Source organism: Pseudodesulfovibrio piezophilus C1TLV30, assembly GCF_000341895.1.
Taxonomy (GTDB): domain Bacteria; phylum Desulfobacterota; class Desulfovibrionia; order Desulfovibrionales; family Desulfovibrionaceae; genus Pseudodesulfovibrio; species Pseudodesulfovibrio piezophilus.
Genome location: NC_020409.1, coordinates 3,386,828 through 3,403,356 on the forward strand (window position 1 = coordinate 3,386,828; position 16,529 = coordinate 3,403,356).

Here is a 16,529-nt window from a genome sequence, read left to right on the forward strand (position 1 = left end):
GGCGGTAATGTTTCTGTCTCTGGTGTCGGCAGTCAAGATGACGTTGAGCCGTCTGATAAAAGTGGTTCAGGATGTTTCTTTCATTTCTATCAAAGTGATTTTCTGTTTGATTAGAATGCCCTCAGGGCATGCCCGCTGCTTAACGCATTTTGACTGGAATATTGGAAGGTGGAATCGGAGTCCTTTGAGGAGCTTTTTTAGGACGTCTCAAAGGTTTCTTTTGAGGCTGTTGTGGTGACTGTTGCTGCGGAGGAGCCTGATTCTGTTGTGGAGCGGCATTGTCACTTCCATTGATCAGTTCATTCATTTTGGTCATCGCAGATTCAAGAGGTTCCTGTTCGGCTACGAGTTGTCTCAAAAATTGATTGATGGGACCGACCATGGAGATGGCCTTGTCTACTTCGCTGTTGGCGCCTTTCTGGTAAGCGCCAATGTTGACCATATCTTCCACTTTTTTGAATGTCGCCATATGCCGAAGCAAGGCACGGCCGTCAGCCTGAGCCTGGCTTGTTGTGATATCACTGCGAATACGGCTGACAGAGCGAAGAACATCAATTGCGGGGTAGTGTCCCAGATCGGCCAAATCACGAGTCAGAACGATGTGTCCATCGAGAATGGAGCGAGTGGAATCTGCAATGGGTTCGGTAAAGTCATCTCCATCCACCAAAACAGTATAGATGCCGGTAATTGATCCGAGTCGGTTTTTCCCCGCTCGTTCGAGAAGCTGAGGGAGATGGGCGAAAACGCTGGGAGTATAGCCTCCACGAGTGGGCGGTTCTCCCGCTGCCAGACCGACTTCGCGACCAGCCATGGCAAATCGTGTTACTGAGTCCATCATCAGCAGGACGTCTTTGCCTTCATCTCGGAAAAATTCCGCCACAGCTGTCGCGGCATAGGCTGCACGCATACGAATAAGGGGGCTTTTGTCCGATGTTGCGACGATCAGAACGGATCGGGCCATGCCTTCCGGACCAAGATCACGTTCCATGAATTCCACAACCTCTCTCCCACGTTCCCCTACGAGCGCGATGACATTGATGTCCGCCTTGGTGTAGCGGGCCATCATACCGAGAGTTGTCGATTTCCCGACACCAGAACCGGCCATGATGCCTACACGTTGGCCTTTTCCCAAGGTGAGCAGGGAATTGACCGAGCGAATACCGACATCGAGAGGTTCGTCAATGCGAGGGCGTTCCAGTGGATTGGGCGGTTCGCGGTGAAGGGGGACAAACCGTTCCGGTGTCAGGGTTTGTTTGCCGTCCAGTGGTGCGCCGAATGCATCCAGTGCGCGGCCGAGCATGGAATACCCCACAGGCATGTGGGGGGGCGTGGCAGCGTTTTGGATGAGACTACCTGGACTGATTCCGCGCATGTCCGAGTAGGGCATGAACAGGCACGCTCCATCGCGAAAGCCAACGACCTCGGCAGGTATTGATGGGCCGTGGTCCGGGAGCAGGTAACAGACGGAACCGAGAGGAGCCTTGATGCCATGACCTTCAGCTATGAGACCGACAACTTTGGTCACTTTGCCGAATGTTTGGCAAGGATCAAGATCTTCCAGCAACCCCAGTTGTGAGACATGGCTCATGGGTTACCCCTTGTTCTCAGCGGCCGGAGTCGAGACCTGGCTCAGGAGTTGGTCCAGGATCGGTTCCACGCCTTTCCATCGACTGGCAACACTGTTATCGACTTTGCCGTCTGCGCTTTCAAGGAGAATACCACCCTGTTGCAATGTGGGGTCACCTTTGACGGTCCAATACTTTAAAGCGGGATTACGCTCCTGGATAGTGGCTATAAAAGCTTCGAGATCAGCAGCATCGTCCGGGGCGCATTTGATGGCTAGCTGACGTTGGGATTCGATACGCTCCAGCGCTTCGGTCATCAGTGCTTCCACAGATGCCAGTCTGCTTTCCTGCATCTCTATCTTGAGCGTCTTTTCCACAGCAAGCTTGATCAGTGTCATGATATCCTGGCGGCGTTCATCAAAGATGGTCTTTCCCTGTGCGCCCAATTGACTCAGGATATTCTCCACTTCCGCAGACATGGCCTTTGTATGGGCATTGAGATCTTCCTGCGCTTTGGCAAGGCCTTCCTGATAGCCGTCCTGTTGCCCGGTTGCCCTGAGAGCTTCTGCTTCAAGCTCAGCCAGCATGATGATTTCTTTTGCCTTCTCTTTTGCTTTTTCCTTCACCCGGTTTAGATATTCATCGTTGGTGGAGTCGTCCCACATCAACTGTCTCTTTCCCTCGATTTCCTGAATGGTCATTTCATCAGGACCAGGGGTATTCATGCCTATGATTACCTTGCCCGTATACTGAGGGCATTCGGCTTTGTTTGGCGTGTTCTTAGACAAAGACATCGCTTCCACCTCTGCTGATAACAATTTTCCCTTCGTCTTCCAGACGGCGGACAGTCTTGACGATGCTCTGCTGGGCCGCCTCGACCTCTGAGAGCTTCTTGGGCGGCATGATTTCCAGGTCTTCCTTGATCATGGCGCTGGCACGTTCTGACAGATTCTTGAAGAACTTCTCCCTGAGATCTTCGGATGCACCCTTGAGTGCGACGGTGAGGTCTTCGTTGGAAACTTCCTTGAGCAATTCGCGGATGGCGACGTCGTCCACACTCTTGACGTCTTCAAAGACGAACATGAGATTGCGGATGTCTTCGGCCATTTGAGTTGATTCCTCTTCGATTTCAGAGAGGACTTCTTCTTCAGTATTGCGGTCCACGGCATTAAGGATTTCCGCGACAGACGGGACGCCTCCGACCTTCTTGCCTTCCTTGCCTCCCATGGCGATAAGCTGGCTTTGCAGCACCTTGTCCACCTCCATGAGCATCTCCTCTGCAACAGCTTCGAGTTTTGCCAGGCGCATGAGCACTTCGGCCCGTACTCCGGCTGGCAGATTCTGGATGAGTTCTGCGGCCTGGTCGGGATGCAGATGCCCGAGGATGAGCGCCAGGGTTTGCGGGTGCTCGTTTCTGAGAATCTGGGCCAGGATGCGGGGGCTGACATTGCCCAGCTCCTGAAAGGGGATAGGCCCGGTATTCAAGTCCAGGGAGTCCATGATGTATTTTGCTGTTTCACTGTCCAGGGATTTGGTCAGCAAACGCTTGACCTGTTCCGCACCGCCAACCAGGAGTTCCGCTCCGTAGGCCAAGGCTTCGTTGTACTCCTTGAGCACTTCGAGTACCTGTTCTCTGGGAATGGAATCCGTGGTGAGCATTGCCTTGGAAACCGCAGCAATTTCATTGCGTTCCATTCTTTTGAAGACATCCGCCGTGAATTTGTCGCCAAGAGCGAGCAAAACGATGGCAGTCTTTTGCGGTCCGGTGAAGTCAGCCATCTATGCACCTTCCTCCTGGGTGAGCCAGGTCTTGAGCAGATGCACTGCCTGGTCGATGTTTTCGTCAGACAGTTGCACTGCATGATTTTTCGCATTTTCGATTCGTCTGGACATATCCATGGCTTCTTCATCCACTTCGTCTTCTTCGAGAGCGAGGCGTTCCGCTCCGGGCAGTCCTGCCATTTCTTCGATTTCCTGCTCGGCCACACGCGGCCTGATAAGCGCCATGACCACAGGGCGAACAACGAGGATAAGGAAGAGGAAGATCAAGAGTCCGTTCAGGAACGGCTTGCCCAGACGCTGTGCGTATTCGAGCATGGTCCGCATCAGGGAGTCGGAGTCGTAATGGGCGGGTTCACCGAAGGATATATTGCTCACTTCGATTGTATCACCACGAACAGAATCGAATCCGACCGCACTGGCAATTAAGGTCTTGATGCGTTCGATCTCCTCGTCGGAACGGGGAATGTAGACCATCTCTCCCGTTTCTTTGTCTGCCTGCCATGTTCCATCGACAATAACCGCGACTGTCAAACGTTGCAACTCCCCAACCGGGGCAATGATGTTTTCTTCCTGTTTGTTGATTTCAAAGTTGGTAGTCCGGGATTCACGAGTGGAGTCCTGGGTCGTTCGGGTGCCGGTGAACCCATCGCCACGGAAGTTCGCATCGGGTTCTCCTCCGGCCAGATTGGCAGCCCCTGCTGTTGTCTCTTCACTCCGGGTTTCGGAGCGGACAACAGAGCCGTCCGGGTCGAAGCTCTCCTTGCGGATTGTCTTCTGGCTGAAATCCAGGTCGGCATTGACGCGGGCAATGACCTTTTCAGGGCCGACAACGGGACCGAGGAGTTCCATGATCCGTCTTTGGGTTTTGGATTCTATCCCGGCCTTGTATTCAAGTTGTGTATTGGAGAGGGCGAGACCGGCTGTGTCGTCTTCCGGTGTGTACAGGGGACGGCCCTTCATGTCGGTGACAGTGATATGCTTGGGTTCCAGACCTTCCACGGCCATGGAGACCAGATTGACGATACCCTGAACTTCATTGGCAGCTAATTTGCCGTCATTCTTGAGTTGCAGGATGATGGAAGCGGAAGGGGGCATCTGGTCTTCAATGAACAGGGATTTTTGCGGTAAGACCAGATGAACACGGGTCTTCACTACCTGTGGGAATTCAGTGATGGTCCGGGCCAGTTCTCCCTGAAGGGCTCGCTGGTAGTTGATATGCTGCACAAAGTCAGTCTGTCCGATCTGTACTTCGTCAAAAATTTCGAACCCAATACCCTGACCATGAAGGTTGCCTTCACCAGCAACCTGAAGCCGAAGTTCATAGACGCGATCGGCTGGGACCAGAATGGTCTTGCCATTGTCATCGAGAACGTAGTCTTCTTTGGCTGCCTGAAGCATTCCTACGACCCGCGAAGCATCTTCGGGGTACAGGTTGGTCATCAAAACCTTGTAGTCCGGTTTGTTCATCCAGAAGATCATCATGCCGAAAGCAATGATAACCGAGACCGCGAGGCCTGCGATGAGGACTCGTTGGGACATGGTGCGGTCGGACCAGAATCCGCTGATTTTTGTCCAGTATTCTGCAATGAACGGAGGCATCTCTCTACTCCAGAAAAGTTATGGTTTCCCGTTGAATTTCAATCTGTTCTCTGTCTAGAACGACAGTCTCATGATTTCCTGATAAGACTGCATCAGCTTGGACCGGACAGCACCTGTCATCTGCATGGCCAGTCCCGCCTTTTGCATGGAGATCATCAGTTCGTGGACATTCTGGCGCTTGCCGGATGCGAACTCTTCGATCATCGTATTCTTTTCAGTCTGCATCTCATTGACTGTCTTGATGGAGTTGGTCAGCGTGTCCTGAAACCCTTGTGCCGGAGCCTGGGGCTTTCTGAGGGAATTTGCGACAGTGGAATCGACAGCCTTGCGGCGGACATCCATGGCATTCTGATACGCATTGATGGCAATACTTTTAACGACCATGATAATTTCTCCTTATCAACCCTGGCCGATTCGCAGAGCTTTGGTGAACATCTGCTTGACGGCGGTAATTGTTTGCACATTCGCTTCATAGCCGCGTGTGGCAGACATCATGTTGGTCATTTCTTCGACAACGTTGATATCCGGGTAGAATACGTAGCCTTGGTCATTGGCATCGGGATGGTTCGGCTCGTAAACCTGTCGAAATGGGCGGTTGTCGGCAGTGACGCCAAGTACTTTGACGCCGTTCAATTCCCGATTGAGCTGGTCCTGCATTGCCGTATCGAATGGGGAGTAAACAGGAGTGGCTTCAAAAGAAACCGACTTGCGACGATAGGGGCCGCCTTCCAGAGTCTTGGTGGTCCTGATGTTGGCCATATTCATGGATATAACATTCAGGTTGGCGCGTTGAGCCGTGAGGCCGGATGCGCCGATATCCAGTGCTGTCATGAAGTCCATTACTTAGCTCCGTCTTGTATTGCCTTCTGTATGCCGGTGAAATTCTTTCGAATGATATCGGCGAGGGCGTTGTACATCATGCCGTTCTTGGTCATCACGGTCATTTCCTTATCCAGGTCTACGGAATCCTCACCATAAATCTGGCGTGGCTTGAAATCCTTTATTGCGTCCCCTTCAAACCCCTCGGCATCAAATGTCGCTGGCAAGTGGTTTTTTGAGGTGCGGGTCATCTTTCCGTGAGCATCCTGGTTGAGGGCGCTCTGCAACTGGGCTTCAAATTCCAGTCGGCGCGCCTTGTAGGCAGGTGTATTCACGTTGGAGATGTTGCCCATGACGAGATTTTGACGTTCCAGGCGCATGTCCATGACCTTTGCTGTCAATTCTATGTGGCTTTCAAAAATTCCCTTCATGTCTTGGTACTCCTACGTTTTTTCCTGATCAGAGATCGTAGCGGGCATATTTTTCCGCCAAACTCGCAAGAGGATTAGCAACTAGCGTTCCAAATTCGTATTCATTTGATTTTAAAGAAAAAAAGGGTCACAAGTGTGGCGAGAGAGATGTTTGTCAAAAAAATCTCAATCGAGCCATGCTGGTCATGGAATATTCTCGTTGGGCAGAAAATGCCTTTACTTAAGGAATGTTAAGATGTGGAGCCTTTTGGGCTGAGGGGGGAGTGGATGAATTTGTATTATAATTATGGTATGTTGCCTGATTGTTTCTCTTGTCTTAACAAAAATTGATTTAGTTTGGTGAATGTTTTGGCACATTGGTTGCTAGGACTGGTCGCGGGCCAAATGTGGCCTGTGAGATTTTTTCAGCCCGGCCACCGGGTAAAGGAGAAATGGAGGGGAACGTCATGAGTGGACATCTCGATTATGAAATTAACAAGGAACTTGGCGAATGCTACCTTTTCATGGGTGAGCTGGACAAGGCTGAAGAGTATTATCGGAAAGCCGTCAGTTCGAATGGCATTCACCCCGACCCGTATCTTGGTTTGGCCACGGTTGCCGTTCAACGCGGACAACTGGATGATGCCATTCTGATGTACGAGAAGGCTCACAAGATTGAACCATCTGACAAAAGTCTTTCCGGGATAGCGCTCATCAAGATGGAAAACGGCGATAAGGTGGAGGCTTTCTCCATGTTCGTCGAGGCCGTCAAAATGAATCCCGAAAACATGGTCGCCCTGTTCTCATTGATCAGGCTCGGCCATGAACTGGATCGTGTGGCAGACATCGTCCCGTACCTCAAGAACTGCCTTGAGGTCGATTCCAACAAGCATGAGGTGCGTTATTCCCTCGCAGGCTGCTATGTCTGCCTGGAGAAGAAGGACGAAGCCAGGGAACAGCTTGAGGCTCTCCTCGAAATGGACCCGAACTTCGATGCCGCCTCTGAGATGCTGGCGACGATCCAGTCCTGATACAGGTCTCCCCTCCCCGTTGATTTCCCGTTCCGTTTGCGTGTGCGGATGGAACGGGAAATCAGCCTCTGAGGTTGATCCTGGGGGAAGACATATGCTTTCGACACCCGAGTTTTCCGATTGGTGCACCATGCGTCCTCCGGGAAGGTCGAGTTCGATGGTATTTGTTTTGCGTATCGATTGAATCTCTCCTGTGGCCTATGTGATAGGGTACAAAGACTCAAGCAGCTTGCCTTATGGCAGCAAATCTGGCACAGCCCTTCAAAACATAAAGCGAGGACTGTGCATGAATCTATTGCCTGTCAAAAGAGCAATCCTGTCTGTCACCGACAAAACCGGACTTGCTGAATTCGGCCGTTTCCTATCTGACCATGGGTGTGAACTTGTTTCCACAGGTGGAACCAAGAAGATGCTCTCCGAAGTCGGACTTCCCGTCACATCCGTTAGCGACATCACTGATTTTCCGGAAATTCTCGGTGGTCGGGTTAAAACCCTGCATCCCCACATTCATGGTGGCATCCTGGCCGACAAGGATGATGAAGGACATATGGAGACCTTGCGAGAGTTCGGAATCGAGACCTTTGATCTGATCTGTGTCAATCTCTACAATTTCGCCGACGCAGTCAGTAAAGGGTTGGACCTCAAAGCTGCAGTCGAGCAGATTGATATCGGTGGTCCGACCATGCTTCGCGCTTCTGCCAAAAACTTTCACTCCATCCTTGTGGTGCCTGATCCGCAGTATTATCCTCGTATTCAGAAGGAAATTGAGGAAAATGGCGGAATCTCACTGGAACTGAGAAAAGAGATGGCTGCTCTGACCTTCAAATTGGTCAGTGAATACGACGCCATGATTACCAGGTATCTTTCTGAAAACGATGCCTAGCACTCCCATCGACTTCGGGCAGCTATGACTGCCGTGAGAGGACGTTGGCACCTGGTTGCGGCAGGGCAACGGTCTCGTGAAGTCAGAAGGACCAGGGAAGGCATATGCCGGTCCGAAATGGAATTATCTGTTTTTCCCGCCCTTGAGACGGGACCGTCAGGGCTGCCTATGGCCTTGCAAGATCGAGGAGTAACACCATCGCTCAGAAGCCAAAGGGCAACCTTCAGGGGTTGAAACCCAACCAGATCAAGCGGCTTTCCCGCCTGTATCAACGTCAGTTTCCCATGAATGGGAACTACACGAATGAACAAGCCAGAGAATTGGCCGAGTTGACGACTGACATTGGTCGTCAACTCGGTCTTATTGTGGATCGGCAGGGTAAGGTTGTCCTCGTTTTGGTGGGCGACAACCGATCCATATATATTCCTGAATTACCCCGAACCCGAATGGCCTCCGGACGGTTGCGCGGCTTGCGCCTGCTGCATACCCATCTGGGTGAAGAGACGCTTTCACAGGAAGACCTCATGGATATGGTTTTTTTGCGTCTTGACTCGGTGACGGCCATTAATGTTGTCGAGGGCTTTCCGGAAACAGCCCAGGCTGCCCACCTGCTTCCTCCCAATCCCGATGAAAAGAGTTATGAGATATTTTCACCGGTTCGTTGGGATCGTATGGAACTTGATTTGGGGCAGATTGTCGAAGCGCTTGAAGATGAATTCAGCCGACAGTTGGATGCCCGAGACATCGGAACCGAAGAGAATCGTGTGCTTTTGGTCAGTGTGGACAAGACTTCGCGGCCTGTGCAGGAGCTTTCTCTGGAAGAGTTGGCCGAATTGGCTGATACCGCCGGGTTGAAGGCTGCTGGCACGATGATTCAGCGGGTTCGAAAGCAGAATCCGAAATTTATCATGGGGAAAGGCAAGTTGGCAGAATTGGAGGTCAAGGCACTCCAGGCCAATGCTTCGGTCATTATTTTTGATCAGGAGCTGTCTCCGACCCAGATTCGAAACCTGGCCGAGATCACGGAACGTAAAATTTTGGATAGAACGCAGCTTATCTTGGATATTTTTGCTCAACACGCCACCAGCGCCTCGGGCAAGCTCCAGGTCGAGATGGCACAGCTGAAATATACACTGCCTCGTCTGGTGGGCAAGAATCGGGCAATGTCTCGGCTTATGGGCGGTATTGGGGGGCGGGGACCGGGGGAGACCAAGCTTGAGATTGACCGTCGTCGTGCCAATGAGAGGCTGACTCGTCTGAAAAACGAGTTGAAGCAGGTCCGCAAACGTCGCACCCAGACTCGGGAGCGACGGGCCAAGGCCGGATTGCCCATTGTTTCCCTGGTCGGCTATACCAATGCTGGCAAATCGACACTCCTCAATACGTTGACTCAATCCAAGGTGCTCGCCGAAGACAAGCTGTTCGCGACACTTGACCCGACTAGTCGGCGTATTCGTTTTCCTCAGGAGCGGGAAGTCGTTCTGACGGATACCGTTGGATTTATTCGTCGGTTGCCACCGGATCTCAAGGAAGCCTTTAGGGCGACATTGGAAGAATTGGAGTCTGCCGATCTGTTGGTTCTCGTTTGTGATGCCTCGCATCCTGAGGTTGAAGAGCAGGTTGAGGCTGTTCGAGCCATTCTCAGGGAAATGGATCTGGATGAGATTCCAGCCATCCTTGTGCTCAACAAGTGGGATCAGTTGGATGAGGACTCTCGCGAAACCATGCAGAATGTCTTTCCTGAGGGCATCCCGGCAGTTGCTGTGGATCGCCCGACTCTGGAACCTGTCGTCAATGCCATTCTGGAGCGCCTCGGCTAGATTGTTCGGGCTTTTACCGGGAATCTTTGCTGGGGGTTGTTTCTCCTGCGCCTTGCCTGTAAGCTTTGAGGAGTGTCAAGAAGGTCTCTTGCTCTCTGACTTTAACCTCGTGGTGGCTATGATTGACCAGACTGTTATCCATTTTCATATCCCTAAGACAGCGGGAAGCACCATAAATTCCATTCTTGTCCCGGCATTTGATCGAGACGAGGTCTTTTTGTGCGGGGACAATAAGCTGCACTTGAGCCACTGGGAGAGCAATGTTCACTTTGCCGGGCTTTCGCCGGAAGAACAGGCTCCTTTTCGATATATTGCCGGGCATGTTGAATATTTTCTTCTTGAAAGCCTGAGGATGCCGCATTTTTCTTTCCTTTTCCTGCGCAATCCTATTGAGAGGCTTGTCTCTATGTATTATTTCGTCAAGGGACATGAGGGGCATCATCTGCATTCGAAAGTCGTTGATGAAGAATTGACTTTGGCGGAGTTTGTCTCAACCGGTTTGTGGCATGAGTTGGATAACGGTATGTGCAGGCGGCTCTCCGGTGTGGCCAATTCGGTTCCCATCGGTCAGTGTGGAGAGGACGTCCTGCGGCGGGCACAGTATAATCTGGAGAATAATTTTTCATTCATAGGGTTTCAGGAACGTTTTGATGAGTCCCTTTTCCTTCTGCTCTCTTTTCTCGATGCCCTGGATGGGTTGGACTATCAGAGCCAGAATGTGACCGATAAACGAAAGAAAGCCAAACGGATAACGTCTGAGGAGAAAAAAGCGCTTATGGCCGTCAATTCTCTTGATCTTGAACTCTATGCTTTTGGACGTGAGCTTTACAGGAGTCGCTATGCTCCTTTTCTTCAGAAGTTTGCCCGTCCCCTTGAAAGTTTTAAGAAAGCTCTTTCACTCAAGAAAAAAACAGTCTGATCAGGCACACCCCATTTCTTTGTCCAAGCAGGATTGACACGCAGGGTCGAGTTGGTCTTTTTCATAGGAAGAATCGCATTCGAGTGGTTCCACATGAATGGTGACTTCCGACTGTTCCAGGGCTGATTCGATTTCCTTTTCAATCAGACAGCAAAGGTCGTGCGCTCCTAGAACTGACATGGCTCCAGGGACAAGCAAATGAAAATCGATAAATCGGCATGGGCCGGATTTTCGGGTTCGTAATCCATGGAAAGTGGCATCAGCTCCTTGGTGTTTCCTGATAGCTGCCCCAATAATTTGGAGTTCTTCGGGAGGCAGGGCGTCGTCCATCAGACCTCCGATGGACCGTTTGATGAGGCTGATGCCCGTGAAGACGATGTTCACCGCCATGAGGCACGCTATTATCGGATCAAGAATCTGCCATTGCGGGACCAGCAGGATGATTGCAAGTCCTCCGACAAGTCCCACGGATGTCCAGACATCGGTCAGGAGGTGTTTCGCATCAGCCTCCAGGGTAATGGAGTCAAATCGTTTGGCAGCACGGAGCATGGTCTTTGCGGTGCCGTAATTGATCAGCGATGACAGGAGTGCCAGCCCAAGACCTATTCCAAGATGCCCCAGCACCTGTGGATTGTTGAATCTCTCTATGGAGGCATAGGCTATGGCACAGGCGGCGATGATGATCAGGACACCCTCGATTCCGCTTGAGAAATATTCAGCTTTGCCGTGCCCGTAAGTATGGTCGGTATCAGCTGGTCGCATTGCTATGGTTATGACAGTCAGTGCCATAAGTGCGGCTGTGAGGTTGACGATTGATTCCGTTGCATCAGAGAGGAGGCCGACTGATCCGGTCATTCCCCATGCGCCGAATTTAAGCCCCAGTGTCAGAATGGAAGCCATAATGGAATAGATGGCGTATCGCTGTGGTGAATCCTTGAGGCGGGTCGCTCTTCCGGCCATGGGGTGTCCTTTTTTGTTCTGTGAGTAGTTAGTCAGATATTCATGGAAGGTAGGGCGATGCTGAGCACTCGTCAAGGGTGAGAGAAAAACTCTCATGCGAAAAAGGGTGCATGCAAATTGGTTTCGGCACGAGAGAAACCATTTGGAGATACAGTGAGTTCCATATGAGAAAGCCGGAATGCCATTTGGCATTCCGGCTTGTATCTCACGCGGATGGATGGTTAAACTTTAGGCTTGAGCCAAGGGTTCTCTTCTCCCCGAGCAAGCCGGTAAATATTTTCTTTATGCCGCCAGAACAGCAGGAGCATGACGATCATCGCAGCTGGGATGAAGGCAAAATTTCCTGTAAGGAACATGAACACCGGCAGCGACAGTGCCAGTGTCAGAGACCCCATGGACACATGGCCGGAAATGGCAATAGTCACAAGGCACAGCAAAGACGAGAAAATGGTTCCCCACGGCGAGATTGCGAGAAAAGCGCCTATGGTTGTAGCCACGGCTTTGCCTCCTTTGAATTCCATGAAACATGAGAAGGCATGCCCAAAGATGGCGGCCATCAGAATCAGGCTCAGGCCAAAATCGGACTCGATCCAGGATGAGGCCATAAAGACGGGGACAAAGCCCTTCGACAAGTCCAGAACGAGGGTGGCTACACCAAACTTCGTGCCACAGAGTCGGGCGACATTTGTGGCCCCTGTATTTTTGCTCCCATCTTCTCTTGGGTCGATTTTGCATAGTGTTTTTGCAATAAAAAGACCAAAGGGAATGGAACCCAGAACATAGGCGATCACAAGCCAGATGATGACGGACATAAAGTATTTTCTCCCGAATTCTTAATTGATGCGAACTCATACCGTTTATACATGATGAAAGGAAGCCCCTACAACTCGCCGGAAGGGTTATTCTTCCAGTGCTTCACCGATACGGATTTCATTGGTTAACGGGTCAACCCGTGAGAAGTTGATCTGAAATTGTTGGCCTGGGTAGAGTTTGTCCCCCAGCAGTTTCTTGGGTGCCCGGACATTTATTTGAATGTGAGGCATGGCCAATGTGGCCATGGAACCATTGTCCTCCACAACGACAGCGGATTGGAATTCCTTTCGGCGCTGGGCCAGGTAGACCAGCTTCCAGTATCGAGGGCGGAATCGCTGTACAGCACTGACAGACCTGATACGCATGCCGAGATTGAGCGCCAATTTATCCAGTTCCTCAACATCAAGGCGCGGAACACCGCTCATGAGAAAGGAACTGACCTGAGCCATATTGATGAAATCAGTATATCGTCGCAAGGGGGAAGTTATTGGTGCATAGGCAGGAACTGCCAAGGCTGCATGCCGTTTGGGTGTGGTCTCCAGAGTTGGAGGAAGAAGGAGTTTGACCGCACGGAGAATGGCTGCCGGTTCAGTGAAAATTCCGGCGGATTCCTGTGGCAGGGCAATATCCTGTGTTCTGTGGAGAAGCGGGATATCATTCTCTTTTGCCCAGAGCGCCAGTCCCGAGTTGGCAAGGATCATGAACTCACTGATGACCAGCTCGGAGCGGGGGCTTGATTCCTTGAGACTGATTTTCACCTTGGTCTGTGCCCCTTGCCCTTCAAGAGCCGTCACAGGTTCAGGTTTGCGAATGACACAGGCTCCGGCTTCTATCCGGCGTTCGATGAGCTGCTCTGCCAACTGATGTGCGATGACGAGATTCTCATCTGTTCCGGTTTCAATGGCATGGTCCGCATCTTCATATGTAATGTTGGTCTTTATACGCGTCCACCCCAATCTGGGTGTGGTCGATTGAAGGATCCCATTTTCGTCAAAGTGGAATTCGGTGATCAGGGTCGGACGTTTTTCTCCGGCCAGGAGGCTGTATAATCCGGTCCCCAACTGCTCAGGCATCATGTGTGCCGTGCCTTCAGGCAGGTACAGCGAGGTAGCACGGCTCATGACTGCCTTGTCGAGGGGCGATCCGAATTTCCAATGAGCTTCAGGACGGGCCAAAGCTATTTGCAGACGGTATCCTGTTCCATCTTTTTCTATATGGAAAGCATCATCGATATCTTTGGTGGTAATGGCGTCGATGCTCACGAAATCAGTAGAGTCAAAATCGTGTTCATGATTGGAAAAACCATGCTCTATCTCACTGATTTCATTATTATAGGATTGACTCCATTCATTCCCCCACTGGTATTCTGCTTCGTCCAGGAGATAATTGTGGTGAGGAAGCAGGATTCCCCATGATTGGGCAAGCAGCAGCGCGATATGAGGGATATCCGGCAGTCCCTTGCTTATGGCGGTCCATATTTTTCGATCTGTTTCGTCCAGGAGTTCTGCGACCTTACCCTTGAGAATGGCTTCAAGATGGGGTGCTACCTCATTATCAAGGTCAGGGAGTTTGGGTTGACGTCCCTGGCTGAAGGCGGTCCAGAGTTCCTGAAGCAGCGTTTGTCCGGCAGCGATCACAGCCTCCCGTTCTTTCTCTTCCGTCTTTTGACGCATCTTCTGCTCCACTTGCTCCGCGGACCAGATTTCAAAATTGGGGGGTCTGAATTTGAAATGGGTTTTGGCGGTGAGCATGGCTCGACCGAGGGCGGCTACTTCATCCGGCCCAGGCTCCTCCCAGAGGAGTCCGGCAAACCAGGTCAACGGGGCTGTTTCCAGTTCTCCCTGGGCCAACTCCCACAGCTCCATAACATCAAGACCAGCTTGGATTTCCCCACGCCTTTCCTGATGAGTATTCAGGATGTCCTGAACTTCCTGACGGTTGATTTCAGCATGGGCGACCGGTCCCTGCCATGGCAAAAGACGTGACGCCGGGAGTTTGATCTCTCTTTTATTGATGGTCAGGATGCGGAGTTTGCCGGATGCTTCTTCCAGTACCCAGGCCAGTTGTGGTTGGTCGCCGTGCATGAATTCCACGACGGTGCCGGGGCGGACAGTCGGGCTAAGAATCGTCTTTTTCGCCATGTCGCTACTTTATCTTTGAGTGATGTTTGCTGACTTCTACCATGAAAGGGTTGTCAGTGTCAGTGGGCCGGGGTACACAATTGGCATGACTCGGGAAACCATGGAACTTATCGGTATCGTCGCAGGTTTTTGTACCACTGCGTCCTTTTTGCCACAGGTCATAAGGACTTGGAAGTCTCGATCTGTGGATGATATTTCCCTCAAGATGTACATGCTGTTTTGCGTGGGTGTTCTGCTGTGGCTTCTTTACGGGTTTCTGATCGGGTCACTGTCGGTCATTCTTGCCAACTCGGTTACCCTGTTTTTAGCTGGGGCGGTTTTGGTTATGAAAGTCCGTTTTGATCGGGAGAGATAGAGCGCTTCCAATCCTTTTTTTCGAGATGACAGGGCTTCACCGAATCGTGCGTTCAGTGAAGCCTGATGTTTCGTATGCGGCTTGGCTAGTGCTTGAAGGAGCGTTGTCCGGTGAAGACCATGGCAACCTGCGGACTGGCTTCGTTCACGGCAGCAATGACCTCAGAATCACGGATGGAGCCGCCGGGCTGGGCTATGGCGGTAACCCCTTGGTCAATACATAAGTCGACACCATCACGGAATGGGAAGAATCCATCAGAGACGACCACGGAGCCAGGCAAGCCGCCACGAGCTTCCTCGGTGCGTTTTTCTATGTCCGTGAGTTGAGCCTTCATTTCCGGGTCCTTGATAGCTGCCAGTTTCAGTTCGAACAGGGACATGCCTAATTCTTTGGATGACAGCAGATCGGCGTATTTGATGTATGCCTTGGTGGTGGCCAGCAAAACGCAGCCGACGCGGTCCTGCTCTCCGGTCCCAATGGCTGTGGTGACGCCGTCACGCACGAACAGGACGGAGTTGGAAGTCACGCCCGCTTCCACGGCCCACGCAAAGAGCAGGTCTTCTGCTTCCTGCTTGGAAGGAGTTCTCGCCAGGAAGACATTGCCATCCTTTTCGGCCTGGGCCGGGATGAAATCGTCTGTCTTGAGCAGAGCGTTGCGAAAGGAAAACTGGAGAACCATGCCACCATCAGAAAGGGATTTGATATCAAGAAATGGCTGCTGCACAAGCTTTTCCAACTCGGATATCCCAGGGATTTGCAGGATGCGCAAATTCTTTTTCTTTTTGAGTTCTGCCAGGGCATCCGTGTCAAAGTCGGGTGCTGCCACGACTTCAAAATAAACAGAATTGATCAGTTCGGCAGTAGCCAGGTCGAGTGTGCGGTTGACGACGACAGCGCCACCGAATGCGGCAATGCGGTCTGCCTCGAATGCGCGCTTGAGTGCTACGGAAACACCTTCATCCGTCCAGGCCGCACCGCAGGGGTTGTTGTGTTTCAGAATGAGTGCGGCAGGTTTTTGGGAAAGGTATTGAAGAATGTTCAGGGCGTTATCAACATCGGTGAGGTTCGTCTTACCGGGATGTTTGCCTGCCTGGAGCATATGCTCTTCGGTCAGGGCTGACACGAGTCCCTGTCCGGCCCCGATGAATTTGACCCCACCGATTTCCAGATGCCCCTCGACCGGTTCATACAAGGCCGCGGGCTGGTCCGGGTTCTCCCCGTATCGGAGCCCTTTGGTCTCACCGTCTATCTCCCAGGTCCGCTTCTTGAAAGTCAGTTCCTGATCACCCAGTGTCAATTTCAGATCAGCCGGAAACGGATCCTGCTGAAGCGTATGGTACATTTTTTTCAGATCGCTCATGATGGTAACTCCCTGTTGTTCCCTTGAAGGTGGCGGTTAATAGCACAGCTTGCTTCGGCGGGCAATTATTGC

At 51.7% G+C, this 16,529-nt stretch carries 16 protein-coding genes; 5 read left to right on the forward strand and 11 right to left on the reverse strand.

Features of this window, described 5'->3' with window-relative positions; translation table 11 throughout:
* Window positions 1–139: 139 nt before the first annotated feature.
* From BN4_RS15645 to flgB, 7 genes are read right to left on the reverse strand one after another with little or no spacing between them, the layout of a single operon-like run.
* Window positions 140–1,588, reverse strand: coding sequence for a FliI/YscN family ATPase (locus tag BN4_RS15645; RefSeq protein ID WP_015416384.1), 1,449 nt, complete (start codon window positions 1,586–1,588; stop codon window positions 140–142).
* 3 nt (window positions 1,589–1,591) lie between these two features.
* Window positions 1,592–2,359, reverse strand: coding sequence for a FliH/SctL family protein (locus BN4_RS15650; protein ID WP_015416385.1), 768 nt, complete (start codon window positions 2,357–2,359; stop codon window positions 1,592–1,594).
* Window positions 2,346–3,344 (reverse strand): flagellar motor switch protein FliG, encoded by a 999-nt coding sequence (gene fliG, locus BN4_RS15655; protein WP_015416386.1) that lies wholly within the window; start codon window positions 3,342–3,344, stop codon window positions 2,346–2,348. The genes BN4_RS15650 and fliG overlap by 14 nt, the downstream gene beginning before the upstream one ends.
* Window positions 3,345–4,946: a flagellar basal-body MS-ring/collar protein FliF gene (gene fliF / locus BN4_RS15660; RefSeq protein WP_015416387.1), complete on the reverse strand. Its 1,602-nt coding sequence runs from the start codon at window positions 4,944–4,946 to the stop codon at window positions 3,345–3,347. It abuts the gene before it with no gap.
* A gap of 54 nt (window positions 4,947–5,000) precedes the next feature.
* Window positions 5,001–5,330 carry a flagellar hook-basal body complex protein FliE gene (gene fliE / locus BN4_RS15665; RefSeq protein WP_015416388.1) on the reverse strand — a complete coding sequence of 110 codons (330 nt, stop codon included), beginning with the start codon at window positions 5,328–5,330 and terminating at the stop codon, window positions 5,001–5,003.
* Between the two features lie 15 nt (window positions 5,331–5,345).
* On the reverse strand, window positions 5,346–5,786 hold the full coding sequence (flgC, locus tag BN4_RS15670) for a flagellar basal body rod protein FlgC (RefSeq protein WP_015416389.1): 441 nt from the start codon (window positions 5,784–5,786) through the stop codon (window positions 5,346–5,348).
* Window positions 5,786–6,196, reverse strand: a complete 411-nt coding sequence (gene flgB, locus BN4_RS15675) for a flagellar basal body rod protein FlgB (RefSeq protein WP_015416390.1) — start codon at window positions 6,194–6,196, stop codon at window positions 5,786–5,788. The genes flgC and flgB overlap by 1 nt, the downstream gene beginning before the upstream one ends.
* A 446-nt stretch (window positions 6,197–6,642) precedes the next feature.
* Here flgB and BN4_RS15680 point away from each other — a divergent pair, with 446 nt between their 5' ends.
* From BN4_RS15680 to BN4_RS15695, 4 genes are all read left to right on the forward strand, one after another.
* A complete protein-coding gene (locus tag BN4_RS15680; RefSeq protein WP_015416391.1) occupies window positions 6,643–7,206 on the forward strand; it encodes a tetratricopeptide repeat protein in 564 nt (187 codons plus the stop codon).
* A 286-nt stretch (window positions 7,207–7,492) separates the two neighbouring features.
* On the forward strand, window positions 7,493–8,089 hold the full coding sequence (locus BN4_RS15685) for an IMP cyclohydrolase (RefSeq protein WP_015416392.1): 597 nt from the start codon (window positions 7,493–7,495) through the stop codon (window positions 8,087–8,089).
* A 230-nt stretch (window positions 8,090–8,319) separates the two neighbouring features.
* Window positions 8,320–9,909, forward strand: a complete 1,590-nt coding sequence (hflX, locus tag BN4_RS15690) for a GTPase HflX (protein ID WP_041720474.1) — start codon at window positions 8,320–8,322, stop codon at window positions 9,907–9,909.
* A gap of 88 nt (window positions 9,910–9,997) precedes the next feature.
* Entirely contained in the window at window positions 9,998–10,828 is an 831-nt protein-coding gene (locus tag BN4_RS15695) for a sulfotransferase family 2 domain-containing protein (protein ID WP_015416394.1), read from the forward strand.
* Here BN4_RS15695 and BN4_RS15700 read toward each other — a convergent pair whose 3' ends face one another.
* The 3 genes from BN4_RS15700 to BN4_RS15710 all read right to left on the reverse strand — a co-directional run bounded on the left by BN4_RS15700 (window position 10,829) and on the right by BN4_RS15710 (window position 14,742).
* Window positions 10,829–11,788: a cation diffusion facilitator family transporter gene (locus tag BN4_RS15700; protein ID WP_015416395.1), complete on the reverse strand. Its 960-nt coding sequence runs from the start codon at window positions 11,786–11,788 to the stop codon at window positions 10,829–10,831.
* 221 nt (window positions 11,789–12,009) lie between these two features.
* Window positions 12,010–12,600: a glycerol-3-phosphate 1-O-acyltransferase PlsY gene (gene plsY, locus BN4_RS15705; protein WP_015416396.1), complete on the reverse strand. Its 591-nt coding sequence runs from the start codon at window positions 12,598–12,600 to the stop codon at window positions 12,010–12,012.
* Between the two features lie 87 nt (window positions 12,601–12,687).
* Window positions 12,688–14,742, reverse strand: a complete 2,055-nt coding sequence (locus BN4_RS15710; RefSeq protein WP_015416397.1) for a ribonuclease catalytic domain-containing protein — start codon at window positions 14,740–14,742, stop codon at window positions 12,688–12,690.
* A 22-nt stretch (window positions 14,743–14,764) separates the two neighbouring features.
* Between BN4_RS15710 and BN4_RS15715 the strand changes: the two genes are divergently transcribed.
* The gene (locus BN4_RS15715; protein WP_015416398.1) at window positions 14,765–15,097 is read left to right on the forward strand and encodes a SemiSWEET family sugar transporter; all 333 of its coding nucleotides are present in this window, start codon (window positions 14,765–14,767) and stop codon (window positions 15,095–15,097) included.
* Window positions 15,098–15,182: 85 nt separating this feature from the next.
* On the opposite strand, the gene BN4_RS15720 is transcribed toward BN4_RS15715, so the two are convergent.
* The gene (locus BN4_RS15720) at window positions 15,183–16,457 is read right to left on the reverse strand and encodes an IMP cyclohydrolase (RefSeq protein WP_015416399.1); all 1,275 of its coding nucleotides are present in this window, start codon (window positions 16,455–16,457) and stop codon (window positions 15,183–15,185) included.
* Window positions 16,458–16,529: the final 72 nt, after the last annotated feature.